Consider the following 15,699-nt stretch of genomic DNA (forward strand, 5'->3'; position numbering starts at 1 on the left):
AGGTTGAGTATCGCGTCAACCCTGTGACCATGTGGTCACGAGGATCGGGCTGCGTGGCCTGTTGCAAACGGCCCGTGGCAGAAAAAGAAATCTTCCGACGCTTGCGCACCGTTTGCGGCGGGGCGGCGCTCGTTTTTTCGTCGGTGTGAGGAGGCACGAAAGACATGCTCATGAGCGGAGAGGATCGAAATCGGGGCGCGGCCTCCGCTTTGAAAACGACGAGACAGGGGAGCGGAGCGCAGCCGGTGGCGCGTCCCGGCGGCGATCCCGACAATGGCCTTTGTGGCACGAAGGCGCCGCTCGAAACACATCAGGGTGTTCACAACGACATGCAGGGTCAGGATACCGGGACGTCGGGCGGTGATGCCGGTGAAGTCTGGGCGCGCGTCAAGCGCCGCCTGCGCGCCGAACTCGGCGAGGATGTCTATACCAGCTGGTTTGCGCGCCTTGAACTCACTGCCTGCGAGGCCGGATGCGCCCGTCTCAGCGTGCCGACGCGCTTCCTGAAGAGCTGGATCGAGGCGCATTATCATGATCGCGTACTCGCGATCTACCGTGCCGAGGATTCGCGCATCGAGCGTCTCGCTCTGAGCGTGCGCGGGGCGATGATGCGCGAGCCGGCCAGCCAGCGCCGCGCGCATGCTGATGCACAATCTCCCGCCGCGACGCAGCCCGCCTCCGGTCATGCCGATACGGTGCGCATGCCGCTCACCGAGGGCCGGGATGCGCGGACGCCCGCGGCAGCGGGCCGGGTCGGCTTCCTCGACGGTGATGACGCCCGTTCGGGCAGGCACGCCGCGAGCGCGGAACGCGGTGCCTCTCCGGCGCGTGGCAGCGAGACGGATGCTGCGGTCGACATTGCCGGCGCACCGCTCGACCAGCGTCTGACCTTCGAGAATTTCGCCATCGGGCGTTCCAATGCGCTCGCCCATGCTGCCGGCGACCGCGTGGCCCGGCACGAGGGCTCGGCGCTCTATAATCCGCTCTTCGTCCATGCGGGCGTTGGTCTTGGCAAGACGCATCTGCTGCATGCGGTAGGGCACGAGGCGCGGGGTCTCGGCAAGCGGGTGATCTATCTCACTGCCGATCGCTTCATGTACGGCTTCGTCGCCTCCCTGAAGGCGCAGACGTCGCACGCCTTCAAGGAAAAGCTGCGCGGCATCGATCTCCTGATCCTCGATGATGTGCAGTTCATCCAGGGCCGCACCATCCAGCAGGAATTCGGCCATACGCTCAACGCGCTGATCGATGCCGGGCGTCAGGTGGTGATCGCCGCCGACCGGCCACCCTCCGATCTCGAGAGCCTCGACGAGCGGGCGCGCTCGCGGCTTGCCGGCGGGCTCGTGGTCGAGGTGGGTTCCCTCGACGAGGAATTGCGCATCAAGATCCTCACGACGCGCATCGCCGCCGTGCGGGCCGAGCATGCCGGCTTCGATGTCAGCGATGACGTGATCGCCTATGTGGCACGGCACGTGACCACCAATGGGCGCGATCTGGAGGGTGCGGTGAACCGGCTGCTCGCCCATGCCACGCTGACCGGTGCCGCCGTGACCCTCGACACGGCGGAAAACGCCATTCGCGATCTGGTGCGCAACCGTGAGCCCAAGCGCGTCAAGATCGAGGATATCCAGAAACTGGTCGCCTCGCGCTACAATGTCTCGCGCTCCGACATCCTCTCCGAGCGACGTACCGCCGCCGTGGTGCGCCCGCGCCAGATCGCGATGTATCTCTCCAAGTCGCTGACCCTGCGCTCGCTGCCGGAAATCGGGCGCCGCTTCGGCGGGCGCGATCACACCACCGTGCTGCACGCCGTGCGCAAGATCGAGAAGGCGCTGGGTGAGGATGCGGCGATGAGCGAAGAAGTCGAATTGCTCAAGCGCATGCTGCAGGATTGAAAAACCTGTTCGCAATCGCGAAATCGGCAGTGAGGAAACGCGAAACTCCTTGCGTTTCCCTGCCAGCTTGGCCAATCTGCCGCCCCGCCGCATGGCGTAACGCGTTGCGATGCGGCACGTTGCGTTGATGAGCGTTCCTTGATTTCCAGCCTTACGGGTCGGCCATGAAAGTGACAGTCGAGCGCGCCGCATTGTTGAAGGCGCTGGGCCATGTGCACCGCGTCGTCGAGCGGCGCAACACCATTCCGATCCTGTCGAACGTGCTGCTGCGCGCCGATGACGGCGGTCTTCGCCTGAAGGCGACCGATCTCGACATGGAGGTGACGGAGACGATCGTCGCCGAGATCACGCAGCCCGGCGCCACAACGGTGCCCGCGCATGTCATCTACGACATCGTGCGCAAGCTGCCCGACGGGGCGCAGATCTCCCTGGAAGTGAGCGGTGATTCCACCCAGATGGTGCTGCGCTCGTCGCGCTCGCGCTTCACGCTGCAGGCGCTCCCGGAAACGGATTTCCCCGATATCGCCGCCGGCGAGATGGGCCATGCCTTCGCGGTGCCGCCGGGTGATTTCAAGCGCCTGATCGAGAAGACGCAATTCGCCATCTCGACGGAGGAGACGCGCTACTATCTCAACGGCATCTATCTCCATGCCATCGATGGCGACGAGGGCCCCGTTCTGCGTGCGGTCGCGACGGACGGGCATCGCCTCGCCCGTGTCGAGGTGCCGGCGCCGGAAGGCACAACCGGCATGCCCGGCGTGATCGTGCCGCGCAAGGCCGTGGCGGAAATCCTCAAGCTGCTCGAGGATTCCGGTGACGCCATCCAGGTGGAGCTCTCCGCGGCCAAGATCCGCTTGAATTTCGGCGGCGTGGTCCTCACCTCGAAGCTGATCGATGGGACCTTCCCCGATTATCAGCGGGTCATTCCTGCGGGCAACGACAAGACGCTGATCGTCGATCGCGACGAGTTCGCCCGCTCCGTCGACCGCGTCTCCACGATTTCTTCCGAGCGTGGGCGTGCCGTGAAGCTCTCTCTGGCCGATGGCCGGCTGACGCTCACTGTCAACAACCCGGATTCCGGTTCGGCGACAGAGGAGATCGAGGTCGAATACGAGGCGGCGGCGCTGGATATCGGGTTCAATGCGCGCTACCTCCTCGACATCATGGGCCAGCTCGGTGGCGATACGGCGATCCTGAAACTGGCCGATCCGGGTTCACCGACGCTGATTCAGGACCGCGAGGGTGCGGTCGCGCTCTACGTGCTGATGCCGATGCGGGTGTGACGGCGCCGTCGCGGGCGCGCCTCCGGCAGGCGACGTTTGCGCAGCCCGCGCCGGGAGATGGATGATTGGCGCGCGACGCGATGGTTGAACATGGTCCGGTCGGAAATGCCGCTGCAGCAGGAGGCTCTGCGCGCACGCGCATCACCCGTCTTGTACTCACTGATTTTCGCTCCTATGCCGCGCTGTCGCTTGCGACAGATGCGCCCCTCGTGGCGCTGTCGGGGGAAAACGGCGCCGGCAAGACCAATATCCTCGAAGCGATTTCGCTGTTCACGCCGGGGCGCGGCCTGCGCCGGGCCGATCTCGGGCAGATGCTGCGCCATGGTACGCGCGGCTTCACGGTCTTCGCTGCGCTCGATCGCGGGCCCGATGAGCCGGTGCTCAATTGCGGCGTCGGTCTCCAGCCCGATCCCGAGGGCGGGCGCCCGGCGCGGATCTGCCGGATCGACGGCGACAGCGTGTCATCGCCGGCGGCCTTTGCCGAATATCTGCGCCTCGTCTGGCTGACACCCGATCTCGATGCCCTGTTTCGCGGGCCCGCCGGCGATCGGCGGCGCTTTCTCGACCGGCTGGTGCTCGCCGTCGATTCCGGCCATGGCAGCCGGGTCGCGGCGCTGGAGCGCGCGACGCGCTCGCGCAACCGGCTGCTGGATGAGGGGGCACGCGATCCGCGCTGGCTCGATGCGGTCGAGCGCGAGATGGCTGAACTCGGCATTGCCGTCGCCGTCGCCCGCGCCGAGACGGTGACGCGGCTCGCCGCTCTGATCGCCCGCGAACACGATCCCGCCTCGCCCTTCCCCGATGCCGCCCTCGCTTTGTCCGGCGAGACCGACGATCTCGTCGCCGCGCATTCCGCGCTGGAGGCCGAGGACGCCTACCGCGAACGGCTGCGCAGCGAACGCGGGCGCGACCGGGCGGCGGGGCGCACCCTGTTCGGGCCGCAGGCGAGCGATCTGCTGGTGCGCCATGCCCCAAAGGACATTCCGGCCGCGCTCGCCTCGACGGGTGAGCAGAAGGCGCTGCTCATCGGCCTTGTCCTCGCCCATGCCGCGCTGGTGCGCAGCATGACGGGCCATGCGCCGATCGTGCTTCTCGACGAGGTCGCCGCCCATCTCGACACGATGCGCCGCGCCGCGCTCTATCGGCTGCTCGCCGCCATTGGTGGCCAGGTCTGGATGACCGGGGCGGATCCGGCCTTGTTTGCCGATCTGCCGGATGGGAGCCAGCATCTCGCGATTGCCGATGGCGCGGCGCGCCCCTTGAATTGAGCCACGCGCTCAGCCGGTTTCATCGCGCCGCTCGCGGAAGAAATCGCGCAGCAGTTCCGCCGCCTCGCGCTCGCGGAAGCCGCCATAGACCTCCGGTGCGTGGTGGCAGGTCGGCTGGTCGAAGAAGCGCCCGCCATGCTCGACACCGCCGCTCTTGGGATCATGCGCGCCGAAATAGAGTCGCCTGATCCGCGCGAAGGAGATGGCGGCTGCGCACATGGCGCATGGCTCGAGCGTCACATGGAGATCGCAGCCGATCAGCCGCTCGGAGCCGAGGATGCGGGCCGCCTCGCGAATGGCGAGGATTTCGGCATGGGCGGTGGGATCGCTGTCCTCGCGGGTACGGTTTCCCGCCCTTGCGAGCAGCTTTTCGCCGCAAACCACCACGGCGCCGACAGGCACTTCCCCGCGTGCGCCGGCTGCGCGTGCCTCGTCGAAGGCGATCTGCATCGGATCGGGCTGGCCTCTGGCGTTCACGGCTTCGATATCCCTCGGCTCGCAGCGTGTTTTGCCGCTCGCATCGTACCTCACACTCTGCTATCAGGCGCGCATGATGAAAACCAGAGACGACCGTCCCGGGAGCCGCGCGCGAGGCGCCGCACCGGGCGACAAGGGGCGCAAACCCCACGGCGGCAAGCCCGGCGGCAAACCCCACGGCAGCAAGAAAAGCGCCGGCGCCACCGCGCCCGCCGCCCCGCGCGACCCCGCAGCACCCGATCGCATCGCCAAGGTCATCGCCCGTGCCGGCGTCGCTTCGCGCCGCGATGCCGAGGCGCTGATCGTGGCGGGCTGCGTCAGCCTCAACGGCGAGGTGCTGGATTCACCGGCGCGCAACGTCACGCCTGTGGATGTGATCCTGATCGACGGCGAGCCGCTGCCAGTCAAGGAGCGCACGCGGCTGTGGCTCTATCACAAGCCGCGCGGCCTCGTGACCACCGCCCGCGACCCGGAAGGGCGCGCCACGGTGTTCGACGAATTGCCCGAGGAATTGCCGCGCGTCGTCGCGGTGGGGCGTCTCGACATCAATACCGAGGGATTGCTGCTGCTCACCAATGATGGCGGCCTCGCCAAGGTGATCGCGCATCCCGATACCGGCTGGCTGCGCCGCTACCGCGTGCGCGCTCATGGGGTGATCGATCAGGCCCGGCTCGATACGATCGCCGATGGTCTCGTCGTGGACGGGATGGAATACGGGCCGATCGAGGCCAAGCTCGACCGGGTGCAGGGTGACAATGCCTGGATGACGCTGGGCCTGCGTGAGGGCAAGAACCGTGAGGTGAAGCGCATCCTCGAACATCTGGGCCTGCGCGTGAACCGCCTCCTGCGCCTGTCCTTCGGGCCGTTCCAGCTCGGTGATCTGCCCATCGGGCAGGTCGAGGAGGTGCGCACCCGGGTGCTGAAGGATCAACTCGGCGACAAGCTCGCGAGCGAGGCGGGCGTTGATTTCGCCAGCCCCGTGCGCGAACCGCTGCCTCCCGAGCCGGAAGCGCCGGCATGGGCGCATAAGGGTGACAGGAAGCCGGCGCCGAGCCGTGCTCCCGAGCCCGGAGGCGGCGACAAGCGCTTCGGCGGCACGGCCGGCGGCGACAGGAAGTTCGGCGAGAAGAAATTTGGTGACAAGAAATTCGGGGACAAGCCGGGCGGTAAGTTCGGTGAGAAGAAGTTCGGTGAGAAGGCATTTGGCAAGCCCGGCGAGGCTCCGGCAGGTCCGCCGCGCCGTCCGGCCTGGGATCGCACGGTCAAGGCCAGCGTCTGGCGGGCGGACGAGGCACCAGAGGGGCCGATCTTCCGAAAGCGCCGCGATGCCGATCCGAAGGCCGCCCGCGAGGCTTCGGCGACGCGCAAGCACGAGCGCGTCGGCGCCATCTCGCAAAAGAGCGGCAACCGCGTGCTGGTCGAGCGGGTGAAGGCCGATCCCGCCGATGCGCCACGCACGGTTCCGGAGACGGGCAGGGGGCAGAGAAGCGAGGGACAGACGGGCAGAGGGCGCGGTGGCGCTTCGTCCGCACCGGGCGGCGCACGTCCGGCTTTCGGCAAGCAAGCCGCGAGCCGCCCCGCCGGCGGGCGCGGTTTCGACAAGCGCGCAGGCGAGGGCACGGAACGTGCGGCGTATCGTGATGATCGCACCGGCGGAAAACCGCCCGCCCGTGGTTCGGGGCGCCCTGCCGGCAAGTTCGGGGACCGGCCCGGTGATCGCGCGAACGATACGCGTGGTGAATCTCGTGGTGGCCGTCCGTTCGAAAAGAAACCCTATCAGGGCCGCTCATCCGAGGGTGGGCCTTCCGGCGGCCGTCGCGCCGGCGCGTCCGGGGGCAAGCCGTTCGGCAAACCCGGTGACAAGCCCTTTGGCAGAGGCGGTGGCAAACCTTTCGGCAAACCCGGTGGCAAACCGCAGGGGCGGCCGTCCGGCCCGTCCGGGCGCGGTCCCGCCAAGGGGCCTAACAAGGGGCCGAACAAGGCGCCGCGGAGTTGATCCGTCATGCGTATCGTGGGCGGGCGTCTCAGCGGGCGTGCGATCGTCGGGCCGAAGGGCGGGCCGGGCAAGGGGGCGGGAAAGCCCGGTCCGATCCGCCCGACATCCGATCGCCTGCGCGAGGCGATCTTCAACATCCTCGCGCATGGCCATGACGATGCCTGCGCGGGTGCACGTGTGATCGATCTCTTCGCCGGGACCGGAGCGCTTGGTCTCGAAGCGCTTTCGCGCGGCGCGGCGTTCGCACTCTTCGTCGATGACGGCGCCCAGGCACGCGGGCTGATTCGCGAGAATGTCGAGGCGCTCGGGCTCGGTGGCGTCACCCGCCTGTTCCGGCGCGATGCGACGCGGCTCGGTGCCGCCGACAAGTTCACCCCCGCCGATCTCGTCTTCTGCGATCCCCCCTATGGCCGCGATCTCGCGCCGCGCGCGCTCAAAGCCTGCGCCCAGGGCGGCTGGATGCGACCGGGCGCGCTCGTCGTGGTGGAGGAGAGCAGCGAGGCCACCGATCTGCTGCCGGAGGGTTTCACCCTGCTCGAAGCCCGCGATTACGGCGAGACACGGGTCAGTTTCGCACGGTTCGGCGCCTGATCGCGCGGTGTCTTCACCGTGTCGCGGCGTGATCGCCATTAAGCGGGTTGGCCGGATCCCGGCGGTAGCGCATCATGTCGAAACGCATGGAACGCGCATCCAGCATCAGCAGCCGCCCGACCATATCCTCGCCGAAGCCGGTGATCTCGCGCAGAACCTGCATCGCCATCAGCGATCCCATCACGCCGGCGAGCGCGCCCAGTATCCCCGCCTGCGCGCAGGTGGGAACCGCGCCGGGCGGAGGCGGGTCGGGGAAGAGGCAGCGATAGGTCGGATTCAGCTGCCCTTCGGCATCTCGCTCATAGGGGCGCAGCACTGTCAGCGAGCCATCGAACTGGCCGAGCGCCGCCGTGACCAGCGGTTTGCGGGTGTGAAAGCAGGCATCCGAGACAGCGTAACGCGTCTCGAAATTATCCGAGCCCTCCGCCACGATATCGTAATCCGCGATCAGATCGCGCGCATTCTCCGGCGTGATGCGCAAGCGGAGCGCTTGGACCATCACATGGGGATTCAGCCGGGCGATGGCATCTGCGGCGGAATCCACCTTCGCGCGACCAATATCCGGGGTGCCGTGGATGATCTGGCGCTGGAGATTGGAGAGATCGACCGTATCGTCATCGGCGATGCCGAGATGCCCCACCCCCGCCGCTGCGAGATATTGCAGGAGCGGCGCGCCGAGCCCGCCGGCGCCGATCACGAGTACCCGTGCGGCCTTGATCTTCGCCTGACCAGGTCCCCCGATATCGGAGAGCACGAGATGGCGGGCATAGCGGGCGATTTCGTCGGATGAAAGCGTCATGATTTCACAATATCCGCGACGCGCTCGCGGGCAAGGCGTGCGATCCGGTTTTTCCACGCGGGACATGCGCCATACGCTCATATGGTGATGCATGGGCGGGCCGGTGAATCGCCGCGTGCCGGCTTGGCCTCGTGCCGCCGCCTGCGTAACCATGGGCATGCATGTCATTCAAGGGAGGAAAATCATGATTTTGCGCACGTCGCCGCCGTCACCTTTCGGTCGCAAGGTTAAGATCGCCGCATCGGTCCTCGGTCTGTCGGACCGGCTCAAAGTGGAAGGCGCCGACACCGCCGATCCGGGCGACAGCCTGCGCAAGCAGAACCCGCTCGGCAAGATCCCGGTCCTGATCGAGGATGACGGCACCACCTGGTACGATTCGCGTGTCATCGTCGAATATCTCGACCATCTCGCCGGTGGCGGGAAGCTGCTCCCGCAGGGCGCTGCGCGTTTGCCGGTGCTGCGCCTGCAGGCGCTGGCTGACGGGCTCGTGGATGCCAATATCCTCATCCTTTATGAGGGGCGCTGGCGCGATCCTGCTCACCACGAGGCCAAATGGCTGGAATACCAGCAGGGCAAGGTTGCGCGCGCACTCGATGCGCTGGCAGAGCAGGCCTCCGAATTTACCGGCAAGGTCGATGCCGGCACCATCTCGGTGGCCTGTGCGCTTGGCCACATGGATCTGCGTTTCGAGGGTGCCTATCGCAAGAGTCATCCCGCGCTCGACGGCTTCATGAATCGCTTCGCCGCCGATGTGCCCGCTTTTGAAGCGACCAAAGTCACCGCCTGAACGAAAAGGGCCGCCCCGAGAGGGCGGCCCGATCGTTTCCGGAAGGGTTCGCGGCAATCAGCGCGAATAGAACTCGATCACGAGATTGGGTTCCATCTGAACGGCGTAGGGCACCTCCGACAGGGTCGGGATGCGGGTATAGGACGCCTTCATCTTGGAATGATCCGCATCGATGTAATCAGGTACGTCGCGCTCGGCGAGCTGCACCGATTCCAGCACGATCACGAGCTGCTTGGAGCTGTCCTTCACCTCGACGACGTCACCGGGTTTCACCAGGAAGCTCGGGATGTTGGTGCGCCGTCCGTTCACGGTGATGTGGCCGTGATTGACGAACTGGCGCGCGGCGAAGGGGGTCGGCGCGAATTTCGCGCGGTAAACCACCGCATCAAGACGGCGCTCGAGCAGACCAATCAGGTTCTCACCGGAATCGCCCCGCATGCGGATCGCTTCGGCGTAATAGCGGCGGAACTGCTTCTCGGTGATGTTGCCGTAATAGCCCTTGAGCTTCTGCTTGGCGCGCAGCTGCGTGCCGAAGTCGGAGAGCTTGCCCTTGCGGCGCTGGCCGTGCTGGCCGGGGCCGTATTCGCGGCGGTTGACGGGGCTCTTGGGGCGGCCCCAGATATTCTCGCCCATGCGGCGATCGATTTTATACTTCGCCTGAATGCGCTTCGACATAGTCGCGTATCCTCAGATCTGCGTTTTTCGTTTGCGAGGAACGCGCCCTCCTCTTTCATCGCGCGAGGAGACCTCGTACGGTGAACGACAGGCCGGATCACGGCAGGAGCCGGAACCGATCCACGGGTGCGTCAAGAAATACGCGTGCCGTCGCCGACCCGCGCATTGCGGTGTGATTGCCGGTTCCGATGCGAAAAGTCAATCTTTGCCGCAAATTTCTTTTCTCCTACCGCGTTTCAGAGTAACCGTGCGCAACATGCGGATCGCCTGGCGGCAGGCATGACGTTGCGTTATTTCTGGTAGCAGAGTGACAAGTTTTCATTGATAATTTGACCCGCAACGGAAAGGAGACGGGCATCGTGACGACCGGCAGTGAATCAGCCAGTGACGCAGGTGCAGGCGCAGGCGCAGGCGCGCCGCTGCATGTCATGGTCGCCGAGCCCGACGCGCAGCAGCGCGCTGATGTTGCCGATGCGGTGCGCGCTGCCGTCGGTCCGGTGCGGATTTCCGAGGTCGGTGACGGGGAAGCGGCCGTCAAGGCGATGACGGGCGCGCGCCCGGATATACTCTTCATCAACGTCAAGATGCCTGGTATCAGCGGCGCCGAGGCCGTCGTCATCGCGCGGCAGGAGAGTGTCCAGCCGCTGACAGTGCTGATGTCGGACAGGGTGCTCAGCCGCTGGGTCGCACTTTCCAACGAACTGGGCGCCTATGAATTTCTGAAGAAACCCTACGATGAAACCCATATTGCGGGCTTGATGCAGGCCGTGATGCGTATGCGCAAGCCGACCCGGGCATTGCTCGTCGAGGGTTCCGAGACGACGCGGGCCCTGATGCGCAAGCTGATGCGTCAGTCGCGTTTCGATCTGGATATCGAGGAAACCGATTCCGGCGTGCATGCCGTCAAGCTGATGCGCGCAACGGCCTACGACGTCGCCCTGATTGATCTGAACCTGGGTGGGATGGACGGGCTGGAGACGGCCTGTCAGGTCAAGGATGTCGCGCCCCGGACCGCTCTGGTCCTGATTTCCGCGCCGGGTTCGGAGAAGATCGAAACGGCCTCGCGGCATTTCGGTTTCACGACATTTCTGCAGAAGCCTTTCTACGCACATCATATCGAAGACATGCTGCATGAGGTTTTCAACCTGCGCCGGCCCTATCTCCTGAATGCGACCGGGCGGGTGCATGCGCGCAGCCTGCGCCTGGAGGAGGAGCGGCGCGCCCGCAGGCGCTGATCAGATTGCACACGGCATCATGCGGCCCCCGCTTGCGCGGAAACCGCATGATGGTTCAGGCCCTGTCACGGCTGTGTTTCGCCGCGCCACCGGATCAGCTGGCGCGGCACCTGAATTCAGGATTTGGGGAAATCGACGGGGCCGAATTCCTCATGCACGATCCGGCGCATCTCCACCGCTTCATGCGGGTTCAGCCTGCCGTCAGCATCGCCGTCGGCCAGTTGGAATACCGCCTTGAACTGCTGGACATTGAACTTGCCCATCTGGTCCAGGAACAGGTTGCGGTCTTCCGGGCTGAAGCCGAGAACAGGTGCGAAGCGGTTCCATTCCTCCTGGCTGAAGCCGTCCTTCTGCGCGTCATGCGACTCGGCGGTGGAGATGAATTCCTCGAAATCGAGCTGCCAGTCGAAGCCTGCCGCCTCGCGGAAGCTCTGGATCCGGTTCGGATCGTTACCGTTGAGATGGCGGCTCAGATCCAGTACTTCGGGTGCGTCGATCGTGCCGCTCCCGTTCCTGTCACCCGCGCGCAGCATGTCGACGAGGCCCACGATGTCGCCCCGTCCCTTCGGGCCGAAAAGATGCTTGTGGTCCTCGGGGGTCAGGTTGAGCATGGGTGCGAATTCGGCCCATTCCTGTTGATTCAGGCGCCCGTCACCGTCACGATCAAAGCTGTGGGCGGCCGCCATGGCTTCGTCGGCGGTGAGTTGCCAGTCGGCGCCCGCCATGTCACGGAAGCTGCCCGGGCGGTCCGAGATCAGCGGTTCGCTCAGCGCGCGGGCATTGTTCTGGCCGATATCCAGTTGGAAGATCAGGCTTTCCCGACCGGGGTTCTCCGGTGCATAGCGGTCGTCCATGCCGATGAACATTCTGCCGCCGTCAGGGTCGACGACCTGATCGGCATGATCGTGCCCGTCCACATTGGTCTGGATGCCCTGATCCATGTTTCCGGTGGTGTGGAACAGCTTGTTGCCGTATTCGCCATTGATCGGGTTCATGTTGCCGAACGGGTCGATATGAACGAGATTCATGCCGCCGGGATGTTCGTTGAAGAGATTGGAGGGCTTCCCGCTTTCATTCACAAGCGCGAACTGGCCGTCCTGGCGGGCGAGCAGCTCACGCGATTGCGGATTGCGGAAGGCATTGGGGACCATGGCAAAACCGACCTGGTCACCCGCGTTGAAATCGAGCTCGACCTTTGAATTGCCGGGCTGGAGCTGGCCGCCATCGCCGATCATCGAGGCATTCGGGAAGACGACGTTCGTCTCCTTGACGGTGCCGTCACCTGCGAGCTTGTACATCACCAGCGAATTCTTGAAATCGGTGTTTTCAGTCCGGAAATTCAGCTCAGCGCGGGTGGGCTCGGTGAAGCTGATGACGCGGGCCCGGTTGAAGACTTCCGAAGCGCTGCCGGAAAGCGGCGACTGCATGGAGTTCACCAGCGGCGCCTGCATCTGCGTCTGCTGCATCTGCGTCGCATGATGATTGAGCGTTGTGGGCTGCTGCGTGGCAGCCTGATTGCCCGGTGCGTGTTGCGTGATCTGGAAGTCGGCAGCATCAGCCGGCTGCTGCGTGTTGCGCTTGGGATCGAACTGGGACGGGATTGGACCGAAACTGGACTGGAACTGCATAACTGGCCTCCTTGACCTCAGGTTGTGGAGACCTTAGCGAAACAATGAAACCAGCGCGAGTGTAAAACTTTGTTAAGTTTAATATTTGCAGTTGTTAATTGTGTTTGGCAAGGTTTCGATGACTGAATACTATCATCAAAACCTTGCCTATGCGCGCGCATCACATATGCAATGCGCGTTTGTCAGCTGCGAGAGCCGCCTCCCTAACCGCTTCGGATAGAGTCGGGTGGGCATGGCAGGTGCGCGCGATATCCTCGGAGGAGGCGCCGAACTCCATGCCGACGGCGATTTCATGGATCAGATCGCCTGCTTCCGGCCCCACGATATGGGCGCCGAGCACGCGGTCGGTCTCCTTGTCAGCGAGGATCTTGACGAACCCGTCCGTCTGCAGATTGGCCTTGGCGCGGCCATTGGCCGTGAAGGGGAACTTGCCGACGTTATAGGCCGTGCCCGCTTCCTTGAGCTCTTCCTCGGTCTTGCCGATCGAAGCGACCTCCGGATAGGTGTAGACCACGTTCGGGATGATGCCGTAATTCACATGTCCCGCCTTGCCGGCGATGAGCTCGGCCAGGGCCACGCCCTCATCCTCCGCCTTGTGCGCCAGCATCGGACCGGTGACGACGTCGCCGATGGCGTAGATGCCGGCGACGTTGGTGGCGTAATGCGCGTCGATGGCGACACGCCCGCGCTCATCCAGCGTCACGCCCGCCTCTTCGAGGCCGAGTCCTTCCGTATAGGGCTTGCGGCCCACGGCAACGAGGACGATATCCGCCTCGATCGTCTCCGCATCGCCACCCTTGGCGGGCTCGACGGTGAGCTTGACGCCCTTGTCGGAGGCCTCGGCGCTGGTGACCTTGGAGCCGAGCTTGAAGGCCATGCCCTGCTTCTGCAGCATGCGCTGGAACTGCTTGGCGACATCGCCGTCCATGCCGGCGAGGATGCGGTCGAGGAATTCCACCACCGTGACCTCGGCGCCCAGCCGGCGCCAGACCGAACCCATTTCGAGACCGATCACACCGCCGCCGATCACCACCATCTTTTTGGGCACTTCCGCCAGATCGAGCGCTCCGGTGGAGGAGACGATACGCTTCTCGTCGATCTCGATCCCGGGCAGGCTGACGACGTCGGAACCGGTGGCGATGACGATGTTCTTCGTCTCGATCTCCTGGACCTTGCCATCCTCGCCCGTCACCGAGACCTTGCCGGCGGCGAGGATCTTGCCGGTGCCGTGGAAGGCGTCGATCTTGTTCTTCTTGAGCAGGAACTCGATGCCCTTGGTGTTGCCCTCGATCGCATCGTCCTTGTGGGCGAGCATCGCCTTGAGATCGAGCTTCGGCTTGCCGACATCGATACCGAGTGTCTTGAAATGCGTCCCCGCCTCCTCGAACAGGTGCGAGGCGTGCAGGAGCGCCTTGGAGGGGATGCAGCCGACATTCAGGCAGGTGCCGCCATGGGCCGCCCGCTTTTCGATGACGGCGGTCTTCATGCCCAGCTGTGCCGCGCGGATGGCGCAGACATAGCCGCCGGGGCCGGTACCGATGATGACGAGATCGTAGGTCATGCAATTTGCCTTTTCATGATGCGGTCACTTCTCCCTCCCCTCAGGGGAGGGCCGGGGTGGGGTGGAGCCGTCCTACTGCTTTGCACCCCTCGGCTCGCGCCGCCCCTTTTCTGACCAGCCGGCCGTGTTGTTTCAAATTCGCGCTTCGCGCGAAGACCCCACCCTCTTCCCTCCCCACAGGGGAGGGAAGAGGAGGCCTTGATCATCACAGATCCAGAACGAGACGCGCGGGATCTTCCAGCGCTTCCTTGATGCGCACGAGGAAGGTCACGGCTTCCTTGCCGTCGACGATACGGTGATCGTAGGAGAGCGCCAGATACATCATCGGGCGCGCCACGATCTGCCCGTCCTTGACCACCGGACGCTGCTCGATGCGGTGCATGCCCAGAATGCCCGATTGCGGGGCGTTCAGGATCGGCGTCGACATCAGCGAGCCGTAGATGCCGCCATTGGTGATGGTGAAGGTGCCGCCCTGCATCTCGTCGATGGTCAGCTTGCCGTCACGGGCGCGCTTGCCGAAATCGTTGATCTGCTTCTCGACCCCGGCAATGGAGAGCTGGTCGGCATCGCGCACCACCGGCACGACGAGGCCCTTCTCCGTGCCGACGGCGATGCCGACATGGTAATAGTTCTTGTAGACGAGATCGGTGCCGTCAATCTCGGCATTGACGGCGGGGACTTCCTTCAGGGCCTGGACCACGGCCTTGGTGAAGAAGCCCATGAAGCCGAGCTTCACGCCGTGCTTCTTCTCGAAGATGTCCTTGTATTGCTTGCGCAGATCCATTACCGCGCCCATGTCGACATCGTTGAACGTCGTCAGCATGGCGGCGGTGTTCTGCGCGTCCTTGAGGCGACGCGCGATGGTCTGGCGCAGCTTGGTCATGCGCACACGCTCTTCGCGATCGGCATCGACAGGTGCGGAAGCGGGACGGGCCTGCTGCGGGGGCGCGGAGGAGGGCGCAGAGGCGCCGCCCGTGGCGATCGCCGCGAGCATGTCGCCCTTGGTCACGCGGCCATCCTTGCCGGAACCCGGGACATTCGCGGGATCGACGCCGCTTTCCGCGGAAAGCCGCGAAACGGCGGGGCCGTGATCGGACGCCTTCGCGGCTGGGGCCGGCTTGGCCGCTTCCGGCTTGCTCTCGGCCTTGGGGGCGTCCTTCTTCTCTTCCTTCTTCTCTTCCTTCTTGGCCGGCGCCGCAGCCGCGCTGCCGCCCTCATCAATCGAGCCGAGCAGCGCATCGGGCTCCACCGTATCGCCCTCCTGGGCGACGATGTCGCCGAGCACGCCGGAAGCCGGGGCGTTCACTTCGAGGGTGACCTTGTCGGTCTCGAGCTCGACCAGCGGCTCGTCAGCCTTCACGGCCTCGCCGGGCTGCTTGAACCAGCGGGCGATGGTCGCTTCGCTGACGGATTCGCCGAGGGTGGGTACGCGGATTTCTGTGGCCATGGTGATCTTCGTCTTTGTTTGGGCATAAACCCGGTCATATCAGGTGTTCCCGGCGCC

Annotated in this window: 13 protein-coding genes; 7 read left to right on the forward strand and 6 right to left on the reverse strand. The window is 65.1% G+C overall.

The annotated features are described in order from the left end of the window. Window positions 1–329: 329 nt before the first annotated feature. From dnaA to recF, 3 genes are all read left to right on the forward strand, one after another. On the forward strand, window positions 330–1,895 hold the full coding sequence (gene dnaA / locus GA0071312_RS08790; RefSeq protein ID WP_074446027.1) for a chromosomal replication initiator protein DnaA: 1,566 nt from the start codon (window positions 330–332) through the stop codon (window positions 1,893–1,895). Between the two features lie 164 nt (window positions 1,896–2,059). After that, window positions 2,060–3,178 carry a DNA polymerase III subunit beta gene (gene dnaN, locus GA0071312_RS08795; protein WP_074444657.1) on the forward strand — a complete coding sequence of 373 codons (1,119 nt, stop codon included), beginning with the start codon at window positions 2,060–2,062 and terminating at the stop codon, window positions 3,176–3,178. Between the two features lie 80 nt (window positions 3,179–3,258). After that, the gene (gene recF / locus GA0071312_RS08800) at window positions 3,259–4,446 is read left to right on the forward strand and encodes a DNA replication/repair protein RecF (protein ID WP_074444658.1); all 1,188 of its coding nucleotides are present in this window, start codon (window positions 3,259–3,261) and stop codon (window positions 4,444–4,446) included. 9 nt (window positions 4,447–4,455) lie between these two features. Here recF and GA0071312_RS08805 read toward each other — a convergent pair whose 3' ends face one another. Further along, window positions 4,456–4,896, reverse strand: a complete 441-nt coding sequence (locus tag GA0071312_RS08805; protein ID WP_074444659.1) for a nucleoside deaminase — start codon at window positions 4,894–4,896, stop codon at window positions 4,456–4,458. A gap of 100 nt (window positions 4,897–4,996) precedes the next feature. Here GA0071312_RS08805 and GA0071312_RS08810 point away from each other — a divergent pair, with 100 nt between their 5' ends. Further along, window positions 4,997–6,919: a pseudouridine synthase gene (locus tag GA0071312_RS08810; protein WP_083204453.1), complete on the forward strand. Its 1,923-nt coding sequence runs from the start codon at window positions 4,997–4,999 to the stop codon at window positions 6,917–6,919. Between the two features lie 6 nt (window positions 6,920–6,925). After that, window positions 6,926–7,510 (forward strand): 16S rRNA (guanine(966)-N(2))-methyltransferase RsmD, encoded by a 585-nt coding sequence (rsmD, locus tag GA0071312_RS08815; RefSeq protein ID WP_074444660.1) that lies wholly within the window; start codon window positions 6,926–6,928, stop codon window positions 7,508–7,510. A 13-nt stretch (window positions 7,511–7,523) separates the two neighbouring features. Here the strand turns inward: rsmD and GA0071312_RS08820 are convergent, their stop codons facing one another. Beyond that, window positions 7,524–8,309: a HesA/MoeB/ThiF family protein gene (locus tag GA0071312_RS08820; RefSeq protein WP_238947161.1), complete on the reverse strand. Its 786-nt coding sequence runs from the start codon at window positions 8,307–8,309 to the stop codon at window positions 7,524–7,526. A gap of 181 nt (window positions 8,310–8,490) precedes the next feature. On the opposite strand from GA0071312_RS08820, the gene GA0071312_RS08825 reads away from it, so the two are divergent. Further along, window positions 8,491–9,096, forward strand: a complete 606-nt coding sequence (locus tag GA0071312_RS08825; RefSeq protein WP_074446030.1) for a glutathione S-transferase family protein — start codon at window positions 8,491–8,493, stop codon at window positions 9,094–9,096. A gap of 57 nt (window positions 9,097–9,153) precedes the next feature. Here the strand turns inward: GA0071312_RS08825 and rpsD are convergent, their stop codons facing one another. Next, entirely contained in the window at window positions 9,154–9,771 is a 618-nt protein-coding gene (gene rpsD, locus GA0071312_RS08830; protein ID WP_074444661.1) for a 30S ribosomal protein S4, read from the reverse strand. 359 nt (window positions 9,772–10,130) lie between these two features. Between rpsD and GA0071312_RS08835 the strand changes: the two genes are divergently transcribed. Continuing rightward, on the forward strand, window positions 10,131–11,006 hold the full coding sequence (locus GA0071312_RS08835) for a response regulator (protein ID WP_131817757.1): 876 nt from the start codon (window positions 10,131–10,133) through the stop codon (window positions 11,004–11,006). Between the two features lie 116 nt (window positions 11,007–11,122). On the opposite strand, the gene GA0071312_RS08840 is transcribed toward GA0071312_RS08835, so the two are convergent. The 3 genes from GA0071312_RS08840 to odhB all read right to left on the reverse strand — a co-directional run bounded on the left by GA0071312_RS08840 (window position 11,123) and on the right by odhB (window position 15,642). Next, the gene (locus GA0071312_RS08840; protein WP_074444662.1) at window positions 11,123–12,634 is read right to left on the reverse strand and encodes an EF-hand domain-containing protein; all 1,512 of its coding nucleotides are present in this window, start codon (window positions 12,632–12,634) and stop codon (window positions 11,123–11,125) included. A 160-nt stretch (window positions 12,635–12,794) separates the two neighbouring features. Continuing rightward, the gene (lpdA, locus tag GA0071312_RS08845; RefSeq protein ID WP_074444663.1) at window positions 12,795–14,195 is read right to left on the reverse strand and encodes a dihydrolipoyl dehydrogenase; all 1,401 of its coding nucleotides are present in this window, start codon (window positions 14,193–14,195) and stop codon (window positions 12,795–12,797) included. A 205-nt stretch (window positions 14,196–14,400) separates the two neighbouring features. Beyond that, window positions 14,401–15,642 (reverse strand): 2-oxoglutarate dehydrogenase complex dihydrolipoyllysine-residue succinyltransferase, encoded by a 1,242-nt coding sequence (gene odhB / locus GA0071312_RS08850; protein WP_074444664.1) that lies wholly within the window; start codon window positions 15,640–15,642, stop codon window positions 14,401–14,403. Window positions 15,643–15,699 lie beyond the last annotated feature (57 nt).

It is taken from the genome of Saliniramus fredricksonii (assembly GCF_900094735.1).
GTDB lineage: Bacteria > Pseudomonadota > Alphaproteobacteria > Rhizobiales > Beijerinckiaceae > Saliniramus > Saliniramus fredricksonii.

Excerpts from the sequence above, each read along its gene's own strand:
- GA0071312_RS08840 (WP_074444662.1), bottom strand. The coding sequence starts at position 12,634 with ATGCAGTTCCAGTCCAGTTTCGGTCCAATCCCGTCCCAGTTCGATCCC.
- recF (WP_074444658.1), top strand. The coding sequence starts at position 3,259 with ATGGTTGAACATGGTCCGGTCGGAAATGCCGCTGCAGCAGGAGGCTCT.
- lpdA (WP_074444663.1), bottom strand. The coding sequence starts at position 14,195 with ATGACCTACGATCTCGTCATCATCGGTACCGGCCCCGGCGGCTATGTC.
- rsmD (WP_074444660.1), top strand. The coding sequence starts at position 6,926 with ATGCGTATCGTGGGCGGGCGTCTCAGCGGGCGTGCGATCGTCGGGCCG.
- rpsD (WP_074444661.1), bottom strand. The coding sequence starts at position 9,771 with ATGTCGAAGCGCATTCAGGCGAAGTATAAAATCGATCGCCGCATGGGC.
- GA0071312_RS08810 (WP_083204453.1), top strand. The coding sequence starts at position 4,997 with ATGATGAAAACCAGAGACGACCGTCCCGGGAGCCGCGCGCGAGGCGCC.
- GA0071312_RS08820 (WP_238947161.1), bottom strand. The coding sequence starts at position 8,309 with ATGACGCTTTCATCCGACGAAATCGCCCGCTATGCCCGCCATCTCGTG.
- GA0071312_RS08805 (WP_074444659.1), bottom strand. The coding sequence starts at position 4,896 with ATGCAGATCGCCTTCGACGAGGCACGCGCAGCCGGCGCACGCGGGGAA.
- dnaN (WP_074444657.1), top strand. The coding sequence starts at position 2,060 with ATGAAAGTGACAGTCGAGCGCGCCGCATTGTTGAAGGCGCTGGGCCAT.
- dnaA (WP_074446027.1), top strand. The coding sequence starts at position 330 with ATGCAGGGTCAGGATACCGGGACGTCGGGCGGTGATGCCGGTGAAGTC.
- odhB (WP_074444664.1), bottom strand. The coding sequence starts at position 15,642 with ATGGCCACAGAAATCCGCGTACCCACCCTCGGCGAATCCGTCAGCGAA.